Genomic DNA, 22,949 nt, shown 5'->3' on the forward strand with positions numbered 1-22,949 from the left:
CCTTCCGCCACAACAACGAAGTGACTAGACAAGTTCTTCACTTCCTGCTTATCCTACCGATCGAGCGATCCATGAAGAACTGTCTTATTCTTTTCGTCTGCATTTATATTTATATATTAATTAAGGTCCGAAATTACTTTTCTCTTATCCTTTACTCAGTTCGAGTTGTTCCACCAAAGAATGGAGGATTTGTACATATTGATGCATCATTTCTAGCATTTTCGCTTTGTTTAAACGAGCATTGTACATACACTCAATATACAGATGCGTTGAATGCTCATGGAGAACAAGAAGTAGGTCACACTTCTCTGCGAATCTCATTTCAGAAGTAGAAGCACTTCTATGCATGAATCCAGGGACCAAAGCATTTTCTTCCTTAACTATTTTCATAAACTCTAGATCAATTAATGGATAGTTCGGGGAAGCCGCTTCTTTTAACTGTGCTTGTACGATTTGGAACAGGTCTGAAATCTGCTCCATCTTACTTAGATCGATGGTTACTAAATGGATCTTGTCGTTCCAACCTGTAAGCGTTGGGATCGTTATTTGATCTTGCTCAGTTAGTTCCGCTTGCAGATAAAGAAATAGAGAAAGCATTAATCCAAATTGATTAAGCTGCATGTTCTCGGCAATCTCTTGTATGGATTTAAACAATTCACCCTCAATGGTGAAATTCAATGTACCATTAGATAATCCTTTGTCCATAGCGAAATATTCTTCAGTATACGGAATTGCGTGTATATTAAGTTTATGATCTTGGTATCTGGTTTGACGAATATACTCTGCTAATTTTGAAATCGATGGGTAAGCAAATAAATCGGTCAACGTCACACTAGCATACATTGGTTCAATGAGATTATGCATCTGGATCAATAACATCGAGTTTCCACCGATATCAAAGAAGTTATATTGTGTTCCAACACCCTTAATCCCCAACACCTTCTCCCAGATCTGAACTAGATCTTGTTCTACTTGATCTAAAGGTGTTGTATGCTCCATTTCCAATCCAATTATTCCTTCGACTTCAGGTAAGGCGCGCCGATCCACTTTCCCATTTTGTGTAAGTGGGATCTGATCCAATACCGCAAATTGTTCCGGAATCATATAGTCAGGTACTTTCTTTGCCAAATAATTTCGTAGCGCTGTAAGTGTTGGCTCTTCCTCTGTGACGATATAGGCAATAAGTGATTGACTATCCTTACAGATGACCGCTGCTTGACGTATCGACGGGTGAAGAAGTAAATGGCTTTCGATTTCTTCAAGTTCTACCCGGTAACCTCGAATTTTCACCTGATGATCAGCACGACCAAGGAATTCGATTCTTCGATCTGGTAGTAACCGTACGATATCTCCGGTTCGATAGATTCGCTCCCCATCCACAAACGGATTGGTTAAAAATCTCTCTTTAGTCAGATCTGGACGATGGAGATAGCCTCTCGCCAGCCCTGCTCCTGAGATAAATAATTCACCAGGTACACCTACAGGTACAGCCTGGAGTTCCGAATCTAACACGTATACTTTATTATTGTTAATCGGTTTCCCAACTGGTACACTGCTTCGATCTACTAATTGCTCTGGATCTACAAACCCTGCAATGGTACCGACACAGGTTTCTGTTGGTCCATAATGATTGATTACCCGAACATTCGAATACGTTTGAAGGAAGCTCCTCATTTCCTCCGTATGCATCGGTTCACCACCTAGTACCACTAATCGCAAGGTTTCACATGTTTTACGCCAATGATCGGAAGATGCATGTAACATCATGCGAAATAGCGACGGTGTCCCTTTAATAAAACTAATTTGATGATCACCCAAGTATGCTAATAACGCCTCTGGAATCCGTACCAAATCTTTATCGGCGATATGAACCACACAGCCATTTAATAAAGATGAATACAAGCTGGTATAGCCAAGGTCAAATGCGTACGAGGAAAGTAGGATTGTACGATCATCAGCAGTTAACTTCGCCATCTCAGTAAACCAAGAGACATAGTTGACCATATTCCGATGCTCTAGCATCACTCCTTTTGGATTACCCGTACTACCAGATGTATAGATTACATACATCAAATCGTCTGGCTGATTCCCACTCTCTGGATTCGTTTTTGGCAGTTTGGATAGTGAATGATCATGGATATCTACAATCTTTCCTTTGTAATCGACTTGATCTACCAAACTACTTTGTGTAATCAACACATGTGCTCCGCTATTGTCTAATAAATAGCTGACTCGTTCCGATGGGAGCTCCGGATCCATTGGGACATAAGCTCCACCTGCTTTTAAGATTCCTAGAATTCCGACAACCACTTCAACCGATCTCTCTACCATCAATCCCACGATAGTATTGGTAGTTACCCCCTGGTGACGAAGTTGCCAAGCCAACTGGTTGGCTCGTTCGTTTACTTGAAGGTATGTTAAGCTAACTTCACGATGAACAACAGCCATCTTATTTGGTGTTTTGTGCACTTGTTCTTCGAATAACTGATGAATGGTCCTATCAGTCGGAGTCACTACCTCAGTTTCATTGAAGTCGAAGAGGATCTGTTGTTTCTCCATTTCGGTTAACATTTCGATACTCGCCAAACTCTTCTCTGGCTGAGCTATGATCGATTGAAGAATCCTCTGATAGTGTATAGCCATCTGTTCGATCGTTTCTTTTGTAAACAACCCAGTTGAATATTGAAAAGTAAACTGAAGCTGTTCATCAATTTCTTGCGCATATAAACTAAGATCAAACTTAGCTAACGGATAGGGTGTCTCATAAGGTACAAAACTGATTTCTTCGGTACTGCTTTGTGGAATATCAGGGTATTCCATCGAAAACATCACATCAAATAACGGATTTCTACTCAGGTCTCGTTTTACTTTTAATTGATCTACCAAATACTCGAACGGATAATCTTGATGACTATAGGCCTCTAATGCTTTAGATTTCACCTCTTCTACATACTGTAAAAAGGTCTTATCATTGCGAGGACTCGTACGAATAGCCAAGGTGTTGATAAACATTCCAACCACATTCTCTACATCAACGTGTGTTCGACCAGCGATAGGAGTACCAATGATCACATCATCTTGGCGACTATATTTTGCCAGTAGCACTTTAAAAGCTGCTAATAGTACCATATAGTTCGTCGTGCCAGTATATGCGGTTAGTTTCTTTAAACCAGTAATCATAGAGGAATCTACAACAAACGATACTGAATCCCCATCGTATTTTTTAACTGAAGGGCGTTGGAAATCTGTTGGTAATTGGAGAACTGGAATCTCTCCTGTAAATTGGTTCACCCAATAGGTTTCTTGATTTTTAATCGTTTCTGATTGCAACAACTGATTGTTCCAGGATGCATAATCTTTGTATTGTATTTTTTGCTCCGTTAACGCTCGTCCCTCATATAAATCCATGAGCTCACGAAGGATTACTCCGATCGAGGCCTCATCTGAAATAATATGATGCATATTCAATACAAGAATGAAATCCCTATTTGTACGTTCTAAAACTGTTGCTCGAAAGAGCGGAGCCTGTTTCAAGTCAAATGATTTACTTACTAACTGTTGTAACCAATCTGCTTCGGTTTCATGTGAAACTGAAATGAAATCGATTGTGAATGGAACAGGTGGATGAACCCTCTGTACAACTTCACCCTTGATTATTTCGAAGCTGGTACGTAGTGATTCGTGTCGCTCTACCAGCGTTTGCCAACTTTCTTGGAATCGTCTCTGATCTAAATTCCCTATGAGTCGAACAGCAATAGGAATGTTATACAATAGTTTGTTATCCACAATCTTATCCAAGGTAAACATTCGTCTCTGTGCAGAGGATGCCAGGTAGTACTCTTGTTGTTCAACTACTGGAATTGACTGGTGCTGCAGTTTTTCCGCTTGCATCACAAACTCAGCGAGCCTTTCCACTGTTTGATACGTAAAGATATCTTTGATCTCAATTTCCACTTGTAATTCTTTGCGTAATTTACTGACAAGAATGGTCGCTTTCAATGAATGACCACCCAATGCAAAGAACGATTCCCGAACACTGATACGATCCAGACCCAATACTTCTTGCCATACCTTGGCTAGTTTGATCTCCCACTTATTGCGTGGCGCGATCAACTCCTGTTCAAGATAACCTCCACCTTGTGGTGCTGGTAGTTGTTTCCGATCTACTTTGCCATGTGCTGTCAGCGGGATTTGTTCAAGCTGTATAAAATAGCTTGGAATCATAAAATCAGGTAATGATTCAGCTACATGCTTACGGAGATCAGATATAGATAATGGCTCCGAGCTAATCACATAGGCACACAAATATTTACCATCTTGATCCTCTCTCGAGATGACTACAGCTTCCTTTACTTTTTCAAATTGTAATAAGTTGTACTCAATCTCACTAACTTCCACTCGATAACCGCGGATTTTCACCTGCTGATCTATCCGTGCAAGAAATTCAAGAGTACCATCAGGAAGCCATCGGACTAGATCACCTGTTTTATATATTTTTTCGCCTGTTTGGAACGGACTCTCGATAAACTTCTCTTTCGTCATTTCAGGCTGATTGAAGTATCCTCTGGCAACACCTTCACCTCCAACCCATAGTTCACCTGGTACTCCAACCGGACGTAGTAATTCTGTTTTTGGATCAACAACATAAGCGGTTGAGTGGCGCAGTGGCTTACCAATAGGAAGTGATGATGAATCAAAATCCCGATTGACATGATACGTTGTAGAAAACGTCGTATTTTCCGTTGGACCGTACGAATGGATCACCTTAAGCTTTGGACAATGTTTTCTCACTAAATTCACATGACTCGTGGATACGACATCTCCCCCCACCAATAACGTCTGTACATCGGAGAACATCTCCGGATTCTCTTGTGACAATTGACTAAACAATGGCGATACTAGATGAACAATATCAATTTGATTATCCACTAACTCACGCTCAAGCTTTTTGGGATCAAGCAGTTTCTCTTTATCTAGCAAATGTAGGGTTAACCCATTTAATAACGGTCCCCAAATTTCTAATGTGGAGATATCAAAAGCAAAGTTTCCTGTCATCAGCAAGCGATAACCTGGCAAAAAGTCAATAAAATCTTGATTGATGACTAACCGAATCACATTGCTATGTTCGACCATCACTCCTTTTGGTTTTCCTGTTGAACCCGATGTATAAATGATATACGCCAAATCTGATGGATCATTTATATCTGCCAAATTATGCGGATTCTCTACCCCTTTTGAAGGATGGCATAAATCAATGAATTCACCTGTATAATGGAAGCGCTCGACCCATTCTTGTTTTGTTAATAGTAAGGATGCATTACTGTCCTCAAGTAAAAATTCAATTCGCTCTACAGGATACTCTGGATCGATAGGCAAGTAAGCCCCCCCTGCCTTTAAAATGGCTAGCGTTCCAACAGCCATCTCAATCGAGCGTTCCATCATAATTCCTACAATGGATTCCCGTACAACCCCTTTTACACGTAACATATGAGCAATTCGATTTGCTTCTTCATTCAACTCTTGGTAAGTCAGTTGTTTTCCTTCATAAACAACTGCGATTTGACCAGGAGTTTTTGCTGCTTGTTCCTCAAACCTTTGATGGATGGTCTTGGATCGCAATACAGCCAACTCTTTTTCTGACTTTGGTTGGTTAAATTTATTTACAATCTGTTTACTTTCCGCTTCTGTCAATAAATCCTGTTCTTCATAATGTGCCTTAGGATCTTGGATAATTGACTCCAATGCCTTCTGATAATAACTAGTCATCAAAGAAATTTGTTCTTCACAGAACTGTGTTTGATCCCATTGTATTAAAAATTTCAGATGATCTAATTGATCTAATATAAACTCACTTGATAACGCAAAGTTGTTATAGGTTCTCTCTGTAAACTCTAGTACTTGGAAATCATCCAAATCCTGCAATGAATCAAGAACATGGAAATGCGTGAAGTTAAAAATTACTTCATATAATGGCTTACCACCCAAATCTTGCTGAATTTGCGCTAAAGGATAGCGACGATATTGTAAATAGGATTGTTCTTGTTCAAAAATTTGATGGATGAGATCAGTCCACGTTCCACCGGACAGTGTAACTCCAAACGGCAACGCATTGAGGAAAAGCCCTAGAGTTCTTTCGCCACCATGACCTTCCGTTCGTCCATTAAACGGCACACCCGTAATTACCTCTGACTGACCAGTCATCATCTGAAGCACACGGAAATGGGCAGCGAGCAAAATACTCTTCAATGGTACTTTCATCTGACTAGCAAGTTGTTTCAGCGAATTAGATAAATCTAACGGAATCTCAATTCTCTTTTCACCTATTTGGTGTTGTTGCTCCGTTTTAGAATTGTGCCAACGAGGAATCTCATGGAACGAGTATGATGATAATTGTTCTTTCCAAAATCGTTGATGTTCCTTAGACTGCAACGCCTCTCTTTCCAAAGAAACATAATCACGGAATCCAGCATGTGGTGGCTGCCAATTTTTCTCATTGTGGTTCAAGAAAGTGACATAAAGACGGAAAACCTCGGCAAATAAGGATGCCACACTCCATCCATCTAAAATCGCATGATGCTCAATACAGGTGAACTGAAATGTCTCCTCAGTGCGAAGATGAATAACGATTTTAAACAACGGAGCATTTGTCCAGTTAAAATAAGCAGTTTCTTTCTTTTCCTTCCAGTCTGCCAACCAATTTTCTTGTTGCGAGGACGACAGATGGCGTAGATCAATCACTTCAAAAGGAATTTCCACATTTTCATTTACCAACTGTAATGGCTGGGTATAACTGGTTAAATCAAACGAAGTACGTAATACTGGATGATCATTTAGTAAACTAGCAATTGTTTGCTCCCATGCTTGTATATGAAATGGAGCCTTTAGGTGGTAAGAAGAAACATTGAGATAAGTCATTGAATCTTGATGATAACTACTATGAAATAGCATCCCCTCTTGGAGTTTGGTCAATGGATATGCATCAATAACTCCTGAAGGCAATCTAGTACGATCCGCATCCGAAATCAGCTGGAATGGTGCAATTACAGGTAGGTGATCTTCCATAACTTTTGAATTTCTAATCACCTGAGCTAATCCGCTAATTGTCTGGAAACGAAATAGCTCTTGCACCGTCAATGGGTAACCCAGTTTGCGGACTTCACCCAAAATTTGAATACTTAAAATGGAGTCTCCACCTACTTCAAAGAAATTATCTTCTACTCCAATCGGTTGAACTCGTAACACCTGCTCCCAGATTAAAGCTAATTTCTTTTCAATTTCAGTGCGCGGAGCAACATAGATTCTTGGAACATTCGTAAAATCAGGTGCTGGTAAAGCGGGATAATCCACTTTTCCGTTATGGTTGAGTGGAATGGTGCTTACTTCAACAAATACTGCAGGAATCATATACTCAGGTAATCGCTCATGTAAATAACCCCGCAGATCATTCGTTAGTTCAGATGAACTGTCCTGATCTAATACTACGTAAGTTACAATCCGTTTTCCAACCTGCTTATCTTCCTTCACTGTTGCAACTGCCTCACGAATACTTGGGTATTGTAACAAGATCGACTCAATTTCTCCCAGTTCGATTCGGAAACCGCGAATTTTCACTTGATGATCAATTCGTCCATGGTATTCTAGCTCGCCTTCGGGTAAATAACGGGCTAAATCTCCTGTCTTATATAGTCGTTCACCTGCTTCATTAGTGATAAATCGTTCTGCTGTTAATTCAGGTCTTAGTAAGTACCCACGAGTGACACCTGCTCCACCTACATACATTTCACCTACAACACCATTAGGTACATGCTGTAAATGTTGATCCAATACGTAAACTTGTAAATCAGGAATTGGGATACCAATTACACTTCCTTTTCCTGTTTCAAGATCCGCTGAGGTTATCGGACGATAGGTAACATGAACCGTGGTTTCAGTGATCCCGTACATATTGACCAGCTGCGGTGTTTGATCACCATACAATCCAAACCAAGTACGCAAAGATTGCAACTCTAGTGCTTCCCCTCCGAAGATTACATATCGTAATGTTAACTTCCGGCGCGATGGATCTGTTTTGGCCACTTCAATTAATTGTCGGAAAGCAGATGGTGTTTGGTTTAATACTGTCACTTGTTCCTGTTGAAGTAATTGATAAAAATCTTCCGGTGAACGACTTATCCAGAATGGAACAACCACTAATTTTCCACCGTACAATAGAGCTCCCCAAATCTCCCACACTGAAAAATCAAATGCATACGAATGATAAAGTGTCCATACATCGTGTTCCGTAAAACCATACCAATCTTCCGTAGCTGCAAACAAGCGTGTCACATTTCCATGGTCTACTAATACGCCTTTGGGCTTACCTGTTGTTCCTGATGTATAGATTACATAGGCTAAATGGCGTGCAGACACCGGCAACTCTAGATTACGCTTGCTTTGTAGACTAATATTCTCCCAATCCGTATCAAGATGAATCTGCGTCAATGTAAGCGGCGGCAAACTTTTGCTCACTTCACTCTGGGTCAACAATATCTTAACCTGTGAATCCTCTAAAATAAATTGTAATCGATCAGATGGAATGTTTGGGTCTATTGGAACGTAGGCCCCTCCTGCTTTTAAAGTGGCTACAATCGCAACAATCAAATCTAAAGAACGTTCCATACAAATTCCCACAAGTGAATCCGAACTTATCCCTCTTTGTAACAGATCATGAGCCAATTGATTTGCCCTTTCATTTAGTTCCTGGTAAGTATATTGTTTCTCCTCACAAACAACAGCAACTGCATGAGGTGTACTACGCACTCGCTTTTCAAATAATTGGTGAATCGAATGTCCCTCATCAAAAACACGCGTTTTTTGATGCATTTTGGCGACCTCTTGTGCTTTCTCCTCCTCTGTGATCATCTGTAAACGAGTCAGTAATTGATCCGGAGCTTCCGTGGCATGCTGAAGCAATCGTTCGAAATGACTAGCCATACGCTGAATCGTTTCTTCATTATATAGATCTGTATTATATTCAAAGGAGCATTCTAATCGATTCCCCTTTTCTACTATGGTTAAAGTCAAATCAAACTTTGCTGTCTTGTTATGAAGTAGGTTCGGAGTGCAGATAAGACCAGAGAATTCCCATGTCGTATCAGGAATATTTTGCAAAACAAACATCACCTGAAATAGAGGTGAATGTGCTACACTCCGCTCAATCTGTAATTCATCAATCACTTTGTCCAATGGGACATCCTGATGATCGAATGCTTCTAACGTTACACGATGAATTTGATCTACCAATTCTCTAAATGACCAGCCTTCTCCAATTTGGCACCGCAATGCTAACGTGTTAGCCACGAACCCAATCAAATCTTCCATTCCATCTTGATTACGGTTGGCGATTGGAGTCCCAACTACGAGATCATCCTGTCCCGAGTAACGATACAGCAACGTTTGATACGTCGCGAATAAAGTCATGAATAACGTAACGCCTTCATCTCTGCTAAAACTTGATATGGTCTCTGTTAGCTCTTGGCAAATTGAAAAAGAATAGGATGACCCTCGATAGGATTGAACTGCTGGACGTGGTCTATCCGTTGGTAATTGCAAGATTGCTGGGCTGCCTTGTAATTGTTGGTTCCAGTAAGCGATTTGACCCGCCAATTCTCCTGATTCTACTCTTTCTCTTTGCCACTCTGTAAAATCTGCATATTGAATCGATGGTTCAGATATGCTGATAGGTTGATCGTCTACAAAATGATGATATAATTCCAACCACTCTTTTATAAAAATTGCCAATGACCAGCCGTCCGTAATACTATGATGCATGGTAATTACTAGGAAATGCTCATCCTCCGATACTTGAAGGAGGTGTCCACGAAGCAAAGGATCGTTTTGTAAATCAAATACTCGACAGGCTTCCTCCACTGCCCAAGCTTGAACCCAACTTTCTTGATCGATATCGGATGAAAGATCGATTGGGGAGAATGACAAAGTAATTGATCGTTCGGGAGCAATCATTTGAACCAGTTGATTCTGCTCCATACGAAATGACGTTCTAAGCGACTCATGCCGATCAACAATGACTTGCAAACTTTTTTCCAATGCATTTCTATCTAAAGTACCCTGCATACGAATCAGATATGGTAGATTGTATAATGGACTTTCGGGAGCCATTTCATGGAAAAACCATTGGCTTTGTTGGGCATAAGATGCCGGAAATACATAATATTGTTCAGGATCTGCTATATCTTGCTGTTTTACTTGTTGGTTTTTATCGCTCATTTTTAGCTACTCCTTATCCTTGAAGTTTACGTGCCACTCGTTTTCGAGGAACGATGACATTAGAAGTTGGTTTTATCTTTCCTCGCTTCTGCACTTCTGCTATTACTTGCGCCTGCTTGGCAATAGTTGTTGCTTCAAATACTTTTCTCTGAGTCAAATCGATTTCAAACTCCGAACGTATCCTCACAAGGATTTGTGTTGCTAAAATGGATTGACCTCCCACATCTAAAAAGGGATCCTCAACCCCCACAGATTCTAACTGTAAAACGTCACTCCAAATCGAAACTAATCTTTCTTCAATTTCATTCCGTGGGGCAGCATGATGTCGTTGAATAATCTTTGGCTGAGGAAGGGATTGGCGATCAATTTTTCCATTGGCCGTTAATGGGATTTGTTCGAGCGGCATAAAAATTGAAGGAATCATATATTCAGGGAGTTTTTGCTGTAAATAATTCCTTAAATCTCTTATCAATTGTGAATACCCTGATTTTTTTTGTTCTACTTTGCCTTGTTTGATGTCAATCTTAGTCGTAAAATATGCGACTAATCGTAAATCAGCTGAGTTAAATTCCTTAGCAACTACTACCGTTTCATGCACATCAGGATGGTTCATTAAAGTTGATTCAATTTCCCCTAACTCAATCCGAAACCCTCGTATTTTTACTTGGTGATCCATTCTACCCAAGTACTCTAAGTTGCCATCTTCCACATACCGAACTAAGTCACCTGTGCGATACATTCGTTCATTAGGTTGGTTACTGAATACATTAGGAATAAATTTTTCTCTCGTAAGTTCTACTCGATTCAAATACCCACGTGCTAAACCAGCCCCACTCAAATACAACTCTCCTGACACTCCGATCGGAACAGGATTCAAGTGTTTATCAAGTACATAAGCTTGTGTATTGTGAATTGGGCGACCGATAAAAACGGGTAATTCAGACCCTCGATCTACAATGCTGTATGTAGAATACGTTGTATCTTCTGAAGGGCCATATAGATTGAATATCTTCTCAACTGTTTCTACTTCATAAATTTGTTCAACAAGTGCACGCTTTAATGGTTCGCCACATAAATTCACCGTACGCACTGTTGCAGGAATTCCCTTTATTCTTACCAATTCTCTGATCGCTGATGGCACTGTATTGATTAATGTTACCTCACTAGCTGCTGGTAGATGAGGGAGTTGTAAAGCATTCTCAGCCAGAATCAATTTTCCACCCATACTCCAGGTGACAAACATTTCAAAAACAGATAGATCAAAATTGATTGAAGTAGAGCCTAATACACCAGCGATCTCCTCCGCTGTATATACTTCTTGAGCCCATTGAATGATAGCGATGACGCTACTATGTTCTACGGCGACGCCTTTCGATTTTCCAGTAGAGCCAGAGGTATAAACAACGTACGCCAACTGATCTCCTTTAATCGAAGCCGAATTAAGAGGAGTATGACTCCCTGCCTCCATAATTGCATCCCGATCCCGATCCAAGTAAACAACTTCTATTTCATGCTCAACAAAAGATTCTGCCAATGAATCTTGTGTTAATAATACTTGAGCTTTCGTATCTTCTAAGATATAGGAGAGACGCTCCGTCGCATATGCAGGATCCAATGGTACGTAAGCCCCTCCAGCCTTCAAAATCCCTAAGATCGCGACCACCATGTCAATCGACCGTTTCATATGAACACCAATCAAGGCTTCAAAACCAATCTCTTTCTGTAATAAATAATTGGCTAATTGGTTTGCGCGTTGATCCAGTTCAACATAAGTTAGCCTTTCTTTACCATAAACAATCGCCACCGCATCTGGAGTCCGCCTAACTTGTGCTTCAAACCAATATGGGATACATGGACTTTCCGCCGGCTTCGTACTTGCACTATTCCATTCATTTAGCATCTGTGTATATTCTTGTTCGGTAAGCATTGGAATTTGGTCGATTTGGACTTCTGGTTGATCCAAATAGCCCACGGATAACTGTTGTAAATGTCCTAACATCCGTGTCATCGCAGTTTCTTCAAAATGTTCTTCATGATAGAGTAGTGCTCCTGTCCATTCTGTCCCATTTCGCACAATTTCTAGTGTAATTATTTTTTCTTGTCTTAGATCGTTAAGAGAAGAAGGTGTAGAACCAGCAAACGAAGAAGCAGTTTCATCTCGGACAAAAAATCCAGTATGAATAACGTTTGGTTTAATCATGCTCGATTCACTTGATCGTAAAGAAATTGACCCATCAAGTTGCTTTTGTAACAACTTATTGTTCTCTTTGACTTGGTCAGTAAAAGAATTTGTCTTTGAAAAATCAATAGATAACGGAATCACCTTTTCATGACTTCCTTGCATCTCAATTCCAACAGTGATATGTTCCATTCCCGTATATCGATAAAATAAGTTAACCCAAGTTGTAAATAAAGTAACTTGAATCTCTATTTGTTCTTTATGACTAAACGAAATAAGCTTTTCAACAAGCTCGCCTGAAAAACGAAATGACTTACGTTGGCATTTCGTTAACATATTTTCCCTCCTCCGATTGATTTTCATATAAAATTTTTATGATTATGAGCAGAGAGGCTGAGGGAATTGCCCATAGTGACTTACTATTGCATCGGTACAGAGGGTCATCCCTCACCCTCGAAGCTGTTGAATGATACAAGTTTTCAATTTATTTTTGCACTTAAGTAGTCATGCGCTTTTTGATTCACTACATCCACAACTTCTTTTGCTTGGTCGTGAAGATAAAAGTGACCACCTTCAAAAAATTGATACTCGATTTCTTTGGTTGTATAATGATTCCATTCTTCTAGATTGGTAACCAAATGATCCTGTTTTCCATTGAATATTGAGATTTTGCAATGTAATGGAGTAATCTTATCTTCTGTTGGATAGGTTTCTACCGCTTTCATATCAGCCCGGATGATCGGCAGAAATAAACTGATAAAACCTGGGTCATCTAGTAACTCTATAGGAGTTCCTCCAAATTGGAAGATCTCCTTCTTTAGCTCCTCATCAGACAATTGGTATCGCTTTTTTTTCGGCGGCTGATTCGGACTAGATCTTCCTGAGAAAAAAATATGCAATGGACCTTGATTTCCACTTTGGATTAACTTTTTTGAAAGTTCATAGGCAATCAAACTCCCCATACTATGACCAAATATCATATAAGGCTTCTGATCAATATCAGGCTGAATAATAGAAAATACATCTTCTACCATATCTACTAAATTAGTAAATAAAGGCTGAGAAAACCGCCTCCCCCGTCCCGAAAACTCAATCGGAACGAGTTCGATCGCTGCATCCACATACTTCGTCCAACTATGATAGATTTGTGCTGTTCCCCCAGCAAAAGAAAAGCAATAAAGTCTTATTTTCCGTTCCATGCTCATTCACTTCCTATTTTAGACAAAACTACTAATCATTTTTATTTAGATATGCCTTTTCACCAATCGAGACAAACGGGCAATTCCTTCATCAATTTTGTCATGATTATTAAATGAAAAATTCAAACGGATCGATGAAGTAGAAATTTGGTTTTGACCCACGGCAAAGACATTGCCAGGGAAAAAGGTTACTTTCTCTGTAGTAATCGATTCTCTAAATAGTTCCATTGTGTTAATATATTCAGGGAAACGAACCCAGATAAAAATCCCACTCGTAGGACTTGTCCAGGATCCAACCTCTCCAAGCCGAGCAGATAAATGATCTAACATACAATTTCTCCGTGAACTATATTCTTGACGTAAATAAAGAAGATGCTTGGTAAATTCGTCTTTTTGCAGGAAGTTAGCGGCAATTTGTTGAGTTAGCGTTGTAGTATTAATATCAGTTGCTTCTTTTGCAATAGACAACTTTTCGATGACCTCCTCGTTTGCAATTATCCATCCCAATCTCAAACCAGGGGCAAGAATCTTAGAAAATGATCCAACATAAAATACCCAATCGGATTGAAAGGATTTGATCGCTGGAATCTCAATATCTTCATATTCTAAGAATCCATATGGATCATCCTCAATAATTGGAACTTCATATTCTGCTGCCAATTGAGCCAATCTTTGTCGCTTTTCTCTACTCAGTGTATAACTGAGTGGATTATGACCACTAGGAATCACATACATACAAGCTGGACGCTCTTCTGTTTGTAATATCTTTTCTACCTGTTCCACATCAATCCCCATAACTGGATCGGTTGGTACAGTCAAAATTCGTGGTTGAAAAGGTTCTAAGACTTGTAGGAACCCAGTATAGGTCACTTCTTCGGACAACACCGTCTTACCAGGATCAAGCAAAAGTCGCGCCAATAAATTGATTCCTTGCTGCGCCCCTGCAGTTAGAAATATTTGTGAAGTACTACAATGAACACCACGTTGACCCATCAACAACTGAATTTGTTGTTTCAATAGTTCCGTTGGAGGAGCATACTGTAGAATATTCGATTGCTGAAGTAACACTTCATTGGCTGAACGTGCCAGTTGTTCTGTCGGAAAAAACTCTGCATTGGGTAATCCCAAGCCAAAAGAGATATACTCCGAACCACTTGTTAACTCAAGCATATCTTGTAATGCAGAACGCTTCGTAAGTTGCGTCCAAGTCGCTAACTGTTGAGCCACATGAATCTCTCCCCGTCCCTATAAATTTCCTCTTTTTAATTGCTCACGCTCTATCGCTTCAAATAAAGCCCGAATATTCCCATTTCCGAATCCACTTGAACCTTTTCGTTGAATCACTTCAAAAAAGAGAGTTGGACGATCTTCCATCGGATGAGCAAAAATCTGCAAGAGATAACCTTCTTCATCCCGATCAACCAAAATATTAAAATGATTCAACATATCGATGGATTCATCAATCTCACCAACACGTTCCGGTAACATTTCATAATAAGCATCAGGAGTATAGAGGAATTTAAGACCGTTTTTTTCTAAGTTCTCTACAGACTTGATAATATCTCCTGTTTCAAGCGCGATATGCCCTACACCTTCCCCTCGGTTATAGTCAATGAACTCACTCACTTGAGATTTCTTTTTACCTGCTGCAGGCTCAACAATTGGAAACTTCACTCGTGCCGTATCATTTTGCATCGCTTTTGTCATCAAAGAAGAAGTATCCGAGCTTATATCGTCTTTTTCAAATGAATTTAATAAATGAAAACCAAATACTTTTGTATAATAACTAACCCATTCGTCCATATTTTCTACATTTATGGCAAGATGATCAAACCGAGTTAAGCATGTATCATAGGAAGAAACACTTTGATTTACTTCTTTAAAGTCCGGGAAAAATACCCCCGCATATTCGGTACGTTCAACTAACGTATGAACCATTTCCCCATAAGTACCAATCCGTGCAATTTTAACTTTTCCATATTCATCTTCTATCATTTGTGGTGGTTGGAGCGAAATTCCACCATTTTCAATCGCAGTTTGATAGAGTTTCTCGATCTGTTTAACACGGAAGGCAATATCTTTTACACCATCCCCATGTGTATGAACAAACTTCGCTATTGGGTGCTCTGGTTCATATGCAGAAGTAAGTACGAGATTGATCTCTCCTTGCTGTAGTAAATATGAACAAACATCACGGGAACCCGTTTCTAGCCCTTTATAGGCAACGATTCGAAAACCAAACAACTTACTATAGTAGAAGACAGCTTGTCTTGCATTACCTACTAAAATTTCCACATAATCAATATCCTCGATAGGAAACACATCACTCACAAATTGCTCCGTTTTTAATTCTACTTTTGCATTGCTCATTTTTCTCCTCCTCTATTATGTTTATCTTTTCACATCAGAAAATCTTCCCTGGATTTAAAATACTTTTCGGATCAAATATTTCTTTTATTTTTTTCATCCATAACACAGCATCTCCATGCTCTTCGGTCAGATACTTTCTTTTCCCAAGGCCCACCCCGTGTTCTCCAGTACAAGATCCCCCACGCTCAAGTGCAAAGCGAACGATCAACTCATTTACTTTTTCTGCTTTCGCTACTTCCTCTGGAAGAGACATATCGATCGGAAAAACCGCATGATAGTTCCCATCACCAATGTGTCCAAGAATAGCTCCATGTAGGTCTTCCGCTTGCATCACTTCCCGAGTAAAGATTACTGCTTCTGGTAAAATGGATAAGGGAACACATACATCCGTCGTCATTAATTTCTTCCCTGGTGCCGATGCCGCTATTGCAAGAGCTGCATGTCGTCTAGCATCCCAGAGTTGATCTCCAAATGCCTTATCAAACGTATGGCTCCATTCACCAGCTCCCTCCTCTTGGATTATTTCTTTGACTTGTTCCCATTCAGCTAATACAGTACTTTTCCATCCGCTTAACTCTAAAAATAAGGTTGGCTTTGCTACATATTTCGTTAGTTTGTATGAATTGATCGCCTGAATCGTATATTCATCTACTAACTCAATCTTACTGGGTTGAATCGAACGGTATAGCATTCGATTTGCAGCATTACAAGCCTTTTTCAAATCAGGAAAAACCACTTTCGCATAAAGAAATTCCTCTGGTGTCCCGTATACTTGTAAAGTAAGCTCTGTAAATACTGCGAGAGTTCCTTCTGATCCTGCTAGTAGATGGGTTAAGTTATAACCTGCTGAAGATTTTTTGGCCAAACTCCCAGTGTGAATGAATGAGCCATCTGCTAAAATGGCTTCCATTCCTAAAATTTGTTCTCTCATCATTCCATAACGAACTGCACTACAACCGCTAGCATTGGTAGCTACCATACCTCCCAATGTTGCATCTACTCCCGGATCAACCGGAAAAAAGAGTCCATATTTCTTCAGCTCTTGATTTAGTTGAATTCTCGTCACACCCGGTTCCACCCGTACAGCAAAATCATCTTCTCTAATCTCTAAGATTCGGTTCATGTGGGTGAAATTTAAGCTTATCCCTCCTTGGATGGGAACTACTTGTCCTTCTACACTTGTACCTAATCCAAAAGGCACGATGGGACAACCTATACGATTGGCATAAGCCACAATCTTTCTTAATTCTTCTTTATTCTTTGGGTAGAGGACCACATCAGGCAAATGTTGCTCATGATAAGAAGTAAAATCCTGACTGTGCTGCTGACGGATAGCCACACTAGTGTTTATTCGTTTAGGGTCACATATGATTTTCATCAGATATTCTAACATCTCTTACTTATTCTCCTTCGGTAACAACCAGTTAGATAAATTGGACCTCAATACAATGATCTAGTATTTTTTTCAATTGATCTTGATTTGGCTTTCTCCAAACTAATCCAAATTGCTTCAATAACCACTCTGTTTTATCTGAAAGCATAACAAAGTGAGTACGCTCTTCTTCTTCTAGTTCCTCAAAGAAACCAAAATGAAGTAATAGATTATGAATATAAGGACCAAAATGCTCATCTGTATAGTTATCACTCATAAAGTCAATAAATTCTCCATAAGGAGCCACTTTCACGGATAAACCAGATGATTTTGCTGCTTCGCCTAGTTCATAGAAAGAGGTTTTATCTAAATTCATCAGATGGTAAGTTTCATTACTTAAATGTTCTCTATTAAATAGTAGACATATACTACGGCTGACAAAGTCAATATAGGTAAAATCAATCTCACCATGACTACTATCAGGGAAAATATTCATTTTGATCATGGATTGGATAATGGTATACAATCCATTGTCTTCTATATTTTCTTGAAATTTACCCGTTTCAGAATGACACATAATATTACCAACCCTGTAAATATTACAGATTAATCCCTGATTTCTTGCTTCCACAATCAGTTTTTCTGCTTCAAATTTACTCTCACCATATGGATGGCCTACTTCTTGACCGATATCATGATCGTATTCTGTAAACACAATACATTTGCGATCTTGTATTTTTCCTTTGGAAACAGCTGTAGTCGAAATAAAGTTGATATCTTTTGGTTTTTGTTCATGAGCAAATCGGATAATACGCTTCGTACCATTTACATTTAACTCTTCAAATTCTGAGTAATCACCAAAATGTTTCACTGTCGCTGCAGAGTGGATGATACAATCTATAGTCCCAGCGAGAGAATCATATTCTTCATCTATCAAACCGAACCTGTCATGTACTAGATCTCCATTTACAATGGTGACTCGATTTCGATCAAAAGAATTATATCCAAAATAATACTCCCATTTATTTGCTAACCGCGCTTCGGCTTCTGCTTTTGTCTTTCCTCTGACAAGGACATGGAGATGACTGTTTGACTCTTTTAGTAAATCGTTTAACAAGTGAATACCTAAGTATCCTGTAGCACCTGTCAAGAAAATATTGGAATAATTTTTCACCTGTGTAAGATCTAAGCGTTCCAATTCCTTATATTGCGCCTCATATTTATTTGTTTCTTCCCGAATAAATCGTTGCATTTCTGTAGTAATCATAGATGGTGACTGTGAACTCTTCTTTAATTTCTCTAGCTTCACTTCAGGGCTATCTAATTGTTCTTTGATATTTTTAGCAAGTTGATAGATTGATCGATAGGTGAATATATCATTAAGAGTCACTTGATATTTTTTATGGAGCTTCGAAACTAATTGAATCGCAATAAATGAGTCTCCGCCTAGATCAAAGAAATCTTCATGGATATTCACCACCTTTAGGCCCAATATATTTTGCCAAACAACTGCGATCTCCTGCTCATTTTTACTATAGTTGTTATCTTCTCTACCAGTCAGTTCAACAGATTGTAAAGGTGATTCAGATTCATTTGGTAGAAACTTCTTAAATGTACCTAACCACTTCTCTACCTTCATCTTCGTTGTTGAATCTAAGCTTTCTTGTTCTTCTAAGTAACCTGCTACCTCCTGATAGGTTTGTAACAACTCCGGATCTGTCATATTGATTGCGGACGTTTCAGGAATATCAATCCAACATTTAACGTGATCAAATGGATAGGTTGGAAGTGACACTTTGTGTGGGGATTGTTTACTATATAGCTTCTCCCAATCAATATCTGCTCCTTTTACATATAAGTCTGCGATTTTTATAAGTAAACTCTCTTTCTCTGTGTCGGTTCCAAGAACTTGTTCGACATACTGACTCGCTTCTTCAGTTTCAAATGAATGAGTTGTATGTTGGTAATAAACATTTTTTTCAGTTTCTTCCCAACCATCCTGAGCTAGTTTCATTAATTTACATTGAAGTTCCCGTAAATCATTCACAATCAAAGCTATACGATGTGGATAATGCCCTCTTCCTGTACTAGCTGTATAACAGATATCACTTAGACTTACCTGTTTACTCTGTTCCTGGGTAAGATCACGTAGATAGTCAATCAGCAACAGGTGTAATGATGTTTCTGTTTTAGTGGAAAGTGTAAATACATGAGGATCTCTTTGTACTACCTCATTCCCTTCCCTTTGTGGAGCCTCTTCCAACACAATGTGACAGTTGGTTCCACTCATCCCAAAAGAACTTACTCCACAAAGACGTGGCTTTCCATCCGTTTCCCAATCAGTCAATTGATCATTGATATAGAGAGGTGATTCCTCAAAAGAAATATTTTGATTAGGTTTATGGAAATGTAAGCTAGCCGGGATTTTCCTATGTTGTAAACTTAACGCAGCTTTAATGACCCCTGTTATACCAGCCAAACAGTAAGTATGGGCATAGTTAGATTTTACTGAACCAATTGCACAAAATTGTTTCTTATCTGTGTAACGTTGAAATGCATTAGTAATTCCCGAAATCTCAATTGGATCACCCAATTGGGTTGCTGTTCCATGAGCTTCAATATAAGAGATGTGTTCTGGATTGATACCTGCATCTTTCCACGCTTCTACAATAACGGCTTCTTGTGTGATCGGATTAGGAGCAGTTACGCTAATCGCACGTCCATCATTATTGGATGCACTTCCTTTAATAACCGCATAAATATGATCATGATCTCGAATCGCTTTACTTAACGGCTTAAAGATCAAGGCTGCAGAACCCTCACCCAATGTGGTTCCATCCGAATTATCCGCAAAGGTTCGCGTCCGACCATCAGATGATTCCATGCCCACGCGAGATCCAATATCAATCGGAAGCAAATTAATCTTAATGGCACCCACAATCGCCTGATCCATCTGACCATTACGTAACATTTGTACCGCTACATTGACCGCACTAAGTGAAGAAGAACAAGAAGTATCAATCAACATCGTAGGTCCATGCAGATCTAGTAAATAAGAAATTCGACTTGCTGTCATTGGCCCCGAATTCCCTGGATAGGCTAGATAAGTTGACTCTGGTTCTACATCCTGGACTATCGTTTGATAACTTAATGGCTTGGCACCTTCACTACTCACAATCACACCTGTTTTTGATCCGACCAGTTTTTTACCACCATAACCAGCGTCTTCTATCGCTTTCCAAGCAGTTTGTAAGAACAATCGCTGGTTTGGATCCATCAGAACGGCTTCTTTCGGTGTTATCCCAAAAAATGAATAATCAAATTCATCGATTTTTTCTAAATAAGATCCTCTAAAATACTTGAGAGTATCATTCAAAGAGTTTTTAAAGCGTAAGTAGGATTCCATGTCTCCTCTACGTTCTACTGGAAAGTCACCTGAACAGTCCATTTCATGAATCAAATTACTCCAAAACTCATTCCGATTTGTCGCTTTGGGATAATGCATTGCCATACCAATGATCGCAATTTCTTTTGTCGATTCTTCATTAATGATTGTCGTGGATGATTTCACTTTGCTTTCATTACTATTTTTTTCAAAATTCAGAAATTTAGCCATGTAAAATCCTCCTGTTCCGACAGCACAAAATCATTATCGACCGGCTTACGGAGTAATTGTTTTAGCCTTTTTTGTTGCTCGCTGTGTGGTGTTTTTTTTGTTTTAAATACAGAACGTAGCATCAATAGAGCTTCAACCATCTGCTCTCTAGTTGGTTCTTGCTTAGTTTGATCCAATTGCATGGATATCTGCTTCACCTTATGGTAAGGCTCAATTACACCTTTCGTATAAGCTTCGTTATCCCAATTGCGATTTTTTGTTGCTACTGCGATTGCTAGGCACTTTCCAATAAAGGAAGGCTCAATGTTCTCCCGATTGAACACTCCCTTTACTTTTGGGATATCACCCATTTCTCCTAAAGAGACGGTTATGATGGAAGGTGCATTTTTTTTCATTAAGTTTTGTAGCACTTGCTTTGGCCCGAGCTCAATGGCAATCTTCACGTTTTGAAGTTGTAAATAATCGATCGATTCCTGCCATTGAACTGGTTCTGTCATTTGTCTAGTCAAAAGATCCATTAGATGATCCGATTCATGTGGACGAGCAGTCACATTAGAGATTACAGGGTAGTCTCCTAAACGAAAGTTATACTGAGAAAGTATCTTTTTAAACTGATCCGCAGCAGGCTCAATCATTGGGCTATGGAAAGATGCACTCACATTCAAAGGAGTGACTGTTACTCCTTCTTTCACTAACAGTTTAGCCACCTTATTAACAGCCTCTTGATGACCTGATAGCACGAGTTGTTCTGGTGCATTGTAACAACCAATCACTACCGGCTTCTCCTTTGTTGAAATTTGCACACACAATTCGTCAACTTGTTTACGATCCACCTGACCAATCGCTGTCATCACGCCCAGACCATTTGTAACAGCTTCTTGCATCAATAGACCGCGCTGACGTACAATTTGTAGAGTATCTACAAACGAAATCGCACCACTACAGGTTAATGCAGAGAATTCTCCCAAACTATGCCCAACAGCAAAGTTGGGTTTGAGCCCAATCTCGTCCATATAGACACGATAAGCAGCCACACTTGCTGTCAATAAAGCAGGTTGTGTATACTCCGTTCTTATTAATTTGTATGACTCCCCCTCAAAACATAATGAAGATAGATTGATCTTCAGTACATCATCTGCTTCTTCAAAAGTCCTTCTAGCAATAGGAAATTCTTCGGCAAGACTTTTCCCCATTCCTATGTATTGAGAACCTTGACCAGGAAATAATAGAGCAATCAATGATATATCCCCCTCGAAAAAATTAATTTTTTGCTTACAAGAGCGAACGAAATCAAATTATTTGTTATACCTTAACAAAATCCACTAAATATAAAATACACACATCTCAAAGTTTAAATGAAGAAGTAAAATCATATTTAGTTTCTAGATTCGTGGAGCCATTTTTAAGTTCTATTTTCTATGGAGAAACACCCCCTCAAATTCAAAGTAGTCTCTCGGAAATTCAATTTTGGAGTAGGGGCTGTCCCAAAACCAAGGTGTCAGGAACTACAACTTCAATAGATAGAAGAAAACTTCAATACATCTTCTATCTATTTTGGGGACAGTCCCTTTTTCATTGTTTAACCCCCAAAAATAGACAAAATGTTACTTATAGGCTATAAAAAGATCATTACGGAAGGAGCTACGTGTGGTACATACTATATTGATAGTTTAATTGGTCTGACAATTACTTTTCTGATTATTCTGGCTGGAGTTATGTAAGAAATGCATCTAGAGGCAGGAACATTTTCTGATGATAACCAAGGAGTTAAAAAGGTTGAGAGTGTTAAGAAGGTCATACTAATTTTTAAATAATTTTAACTTACTTTCCTTCCTTACATTTTTTTCAAAACACAAGTTTATCTTAAGGGATATGTTGGCAAGTTTCTATCTTTTTCTGTTAAATTTTCCAAATTGATACAAATGTCATGAATATGAATTACGTTTA

At 39.2% G+C, this 22,949-nt stretch carries 8 protein-coding genes; all 8 read right to left on the reverse strand.

Annotation, left to right across the window (positions count from 1 at the left end):
* Positions 1-144: 144 nt before the first annotated feature.
* The 8 genes from JOC86_RS04970 to fabD all read right to left on the reverse strand — a co-directional run bounded on the left by JOC86_RS04970 (position 145) and on the right by fabD (position 22,240).
* The gene (locus tag JOC86_RS04970) at positions 145-10,266 is read right to left on the reverse strand and encodes a non-ribosomal peptide synthetase (protein ID WP_205168644.1); all 10,122 of its coding nucleotides are present in this window, start codon (positions 10,264-10,266) and stop codon (positions 145-147) included.
* 13 nt (positions 10,267-10,279) lie between these two features.
* The gene (locus JOC86_RS04975; protein ID WP_205168645.1) at positions 10,280-12,781 is read right to left on the reverse strand and encodes a non-ribosomal peptide synthetase; all 2,502 of its coding nucleotides are present in this window, start codon (positions 12,779-12,781) and stop codon (positions 10,280-10,282) included.
* A gap of 143 nt (positions 12,782-12,924) precedes the next feature.
* Positions 12,925-13,644, reverse strand: coding sequence for a thioesterase II family protein (locus JOC86_RS04980; protein WP_205168646.1), 720 nt, complete (start codon positions 13,642-13,644; stop codon positions 12,925-12,927).
* A gap of 45 nt (positions 13,645-13,689) precedes the next feature.
* Complete coding sequence (locus JOC86_RS04985) at positions 13,690-14,871, reverse strand: aminotransferase class I/II-fold pyridoxal phosphate-dependent enzyme (protein ID WP_205168647.1); 1,182 nt, start codon at positions 14,869-14,871, stop codon at positions 13,690-13,692.
* Positions 14,872-14,889: 18 nt separating this feature from the next.
* The gene (gene hppD, locus JOC86_RS04990) at positions 14,890-16,014 is read right to left on the reverse strand and encodes a 4-hydroxyphenylpyruvate dioxygenase (RefSeq protein WP_205168648.1); all 1,125 of its coding nucleotides are present in this window, start codon (positions 16,012-16,014) and stop codon (positions 14,890-14,892) included.
* A gap of 34 nt (positions 16,015-16,048) precedes the next feature.
* Positions 16,049-17,392, reverse strand: coding sequence for an FAD-binding oxidoreductase (locus tag JOC86_RS04995; protein WP_239587381.1), 1,344 nt, complete (start codon positions 17,390-17,392; stop codon positions 16,049-16,051).
* 46 nt (positions 17,393-17,438) lie between these two features.
* On the reverse strand, positions 17,439-21,002 hold the full coding sequence (locus tag JOC86_RS05000; protein ID WP_205168650.1) for a thioester reductase domain-containing protein: 3,564 nt from the start codon (positions 21,000-21,002) through the stop codon (positions 17,439-17,441).
* The gene (gene fabD, locus JOC86_RS05005; RefSeq protein WP_205168651.1) at positions 20,987-22,240 is read right to left on the reverse strand and encodes an ACP S-malonyltransferase; all 1,254 of its coding nucleotides are present in this window, start codon (positions 22,238-22,240) and stop codon (positions 20,987-20,989) included. Before fabD ends, JOC86_RS05000 begins: the two co-directional genes overlap by 16 nt.
* Positions 22,241-22,949: the final 709 nt, after the last annotated feature.

The organism is Rossellomorea pakistanensis (genome assembly GCF_016908495.1).
In the GTDB taxonomy this organism is placed as follows: Bacteria; Bacillota; Bacilli; order Bacillales; family Bacillaceae_B; genus Rossellomorea; species Rossellomorea pakistanensis.

Bases quoted from the DNA above. Each gene is read 5' to 3' on its own strand.
- JOC86_RS04970 (WP_205168644.1), bottom strand. From the start codon at position 10,266: ATGAGCGATAAAAACCAACAAGTAAAACAGCAAGATATAGCAGATCCT.
- JOC86_RS04975 (WP_205168645.1), bottom strand. From the start codon at position 12,781: ATGTTAACGAAATGCCAACGTAAGTCATTTCGTTTTTCAGGCGAGCTT.
- JOC86_RS04980 (WP_205168646.1), bottom strand. From the start codon at position 13,644: ATGGAACGGAAAATAAGACTTTATTGCTTTTCTTTTGCTGGGGGAACA.
- hppD (WP_205168648.1), bottom strand. From the start codon at position 16,014: ATGAGCAATGCAAAAGTAGAATTAAAAACGGAGCAATTTGTGAGTGAT.
- JOC86_RS04995 (WP_239587381.1), bottom strand. From the start codon at position 17,392: ATGAAAATCATATGTGACCCTAAACGAATAAACACTAGTGTGGCTATC.
- JOC86_RS05000 (WP_205168650.1), bottom strand. From the start codon at position 21,002: ATGGCTAAATTTCTGAATTTTGAAAAAAATAGTAATGAAAGCAAAGTG.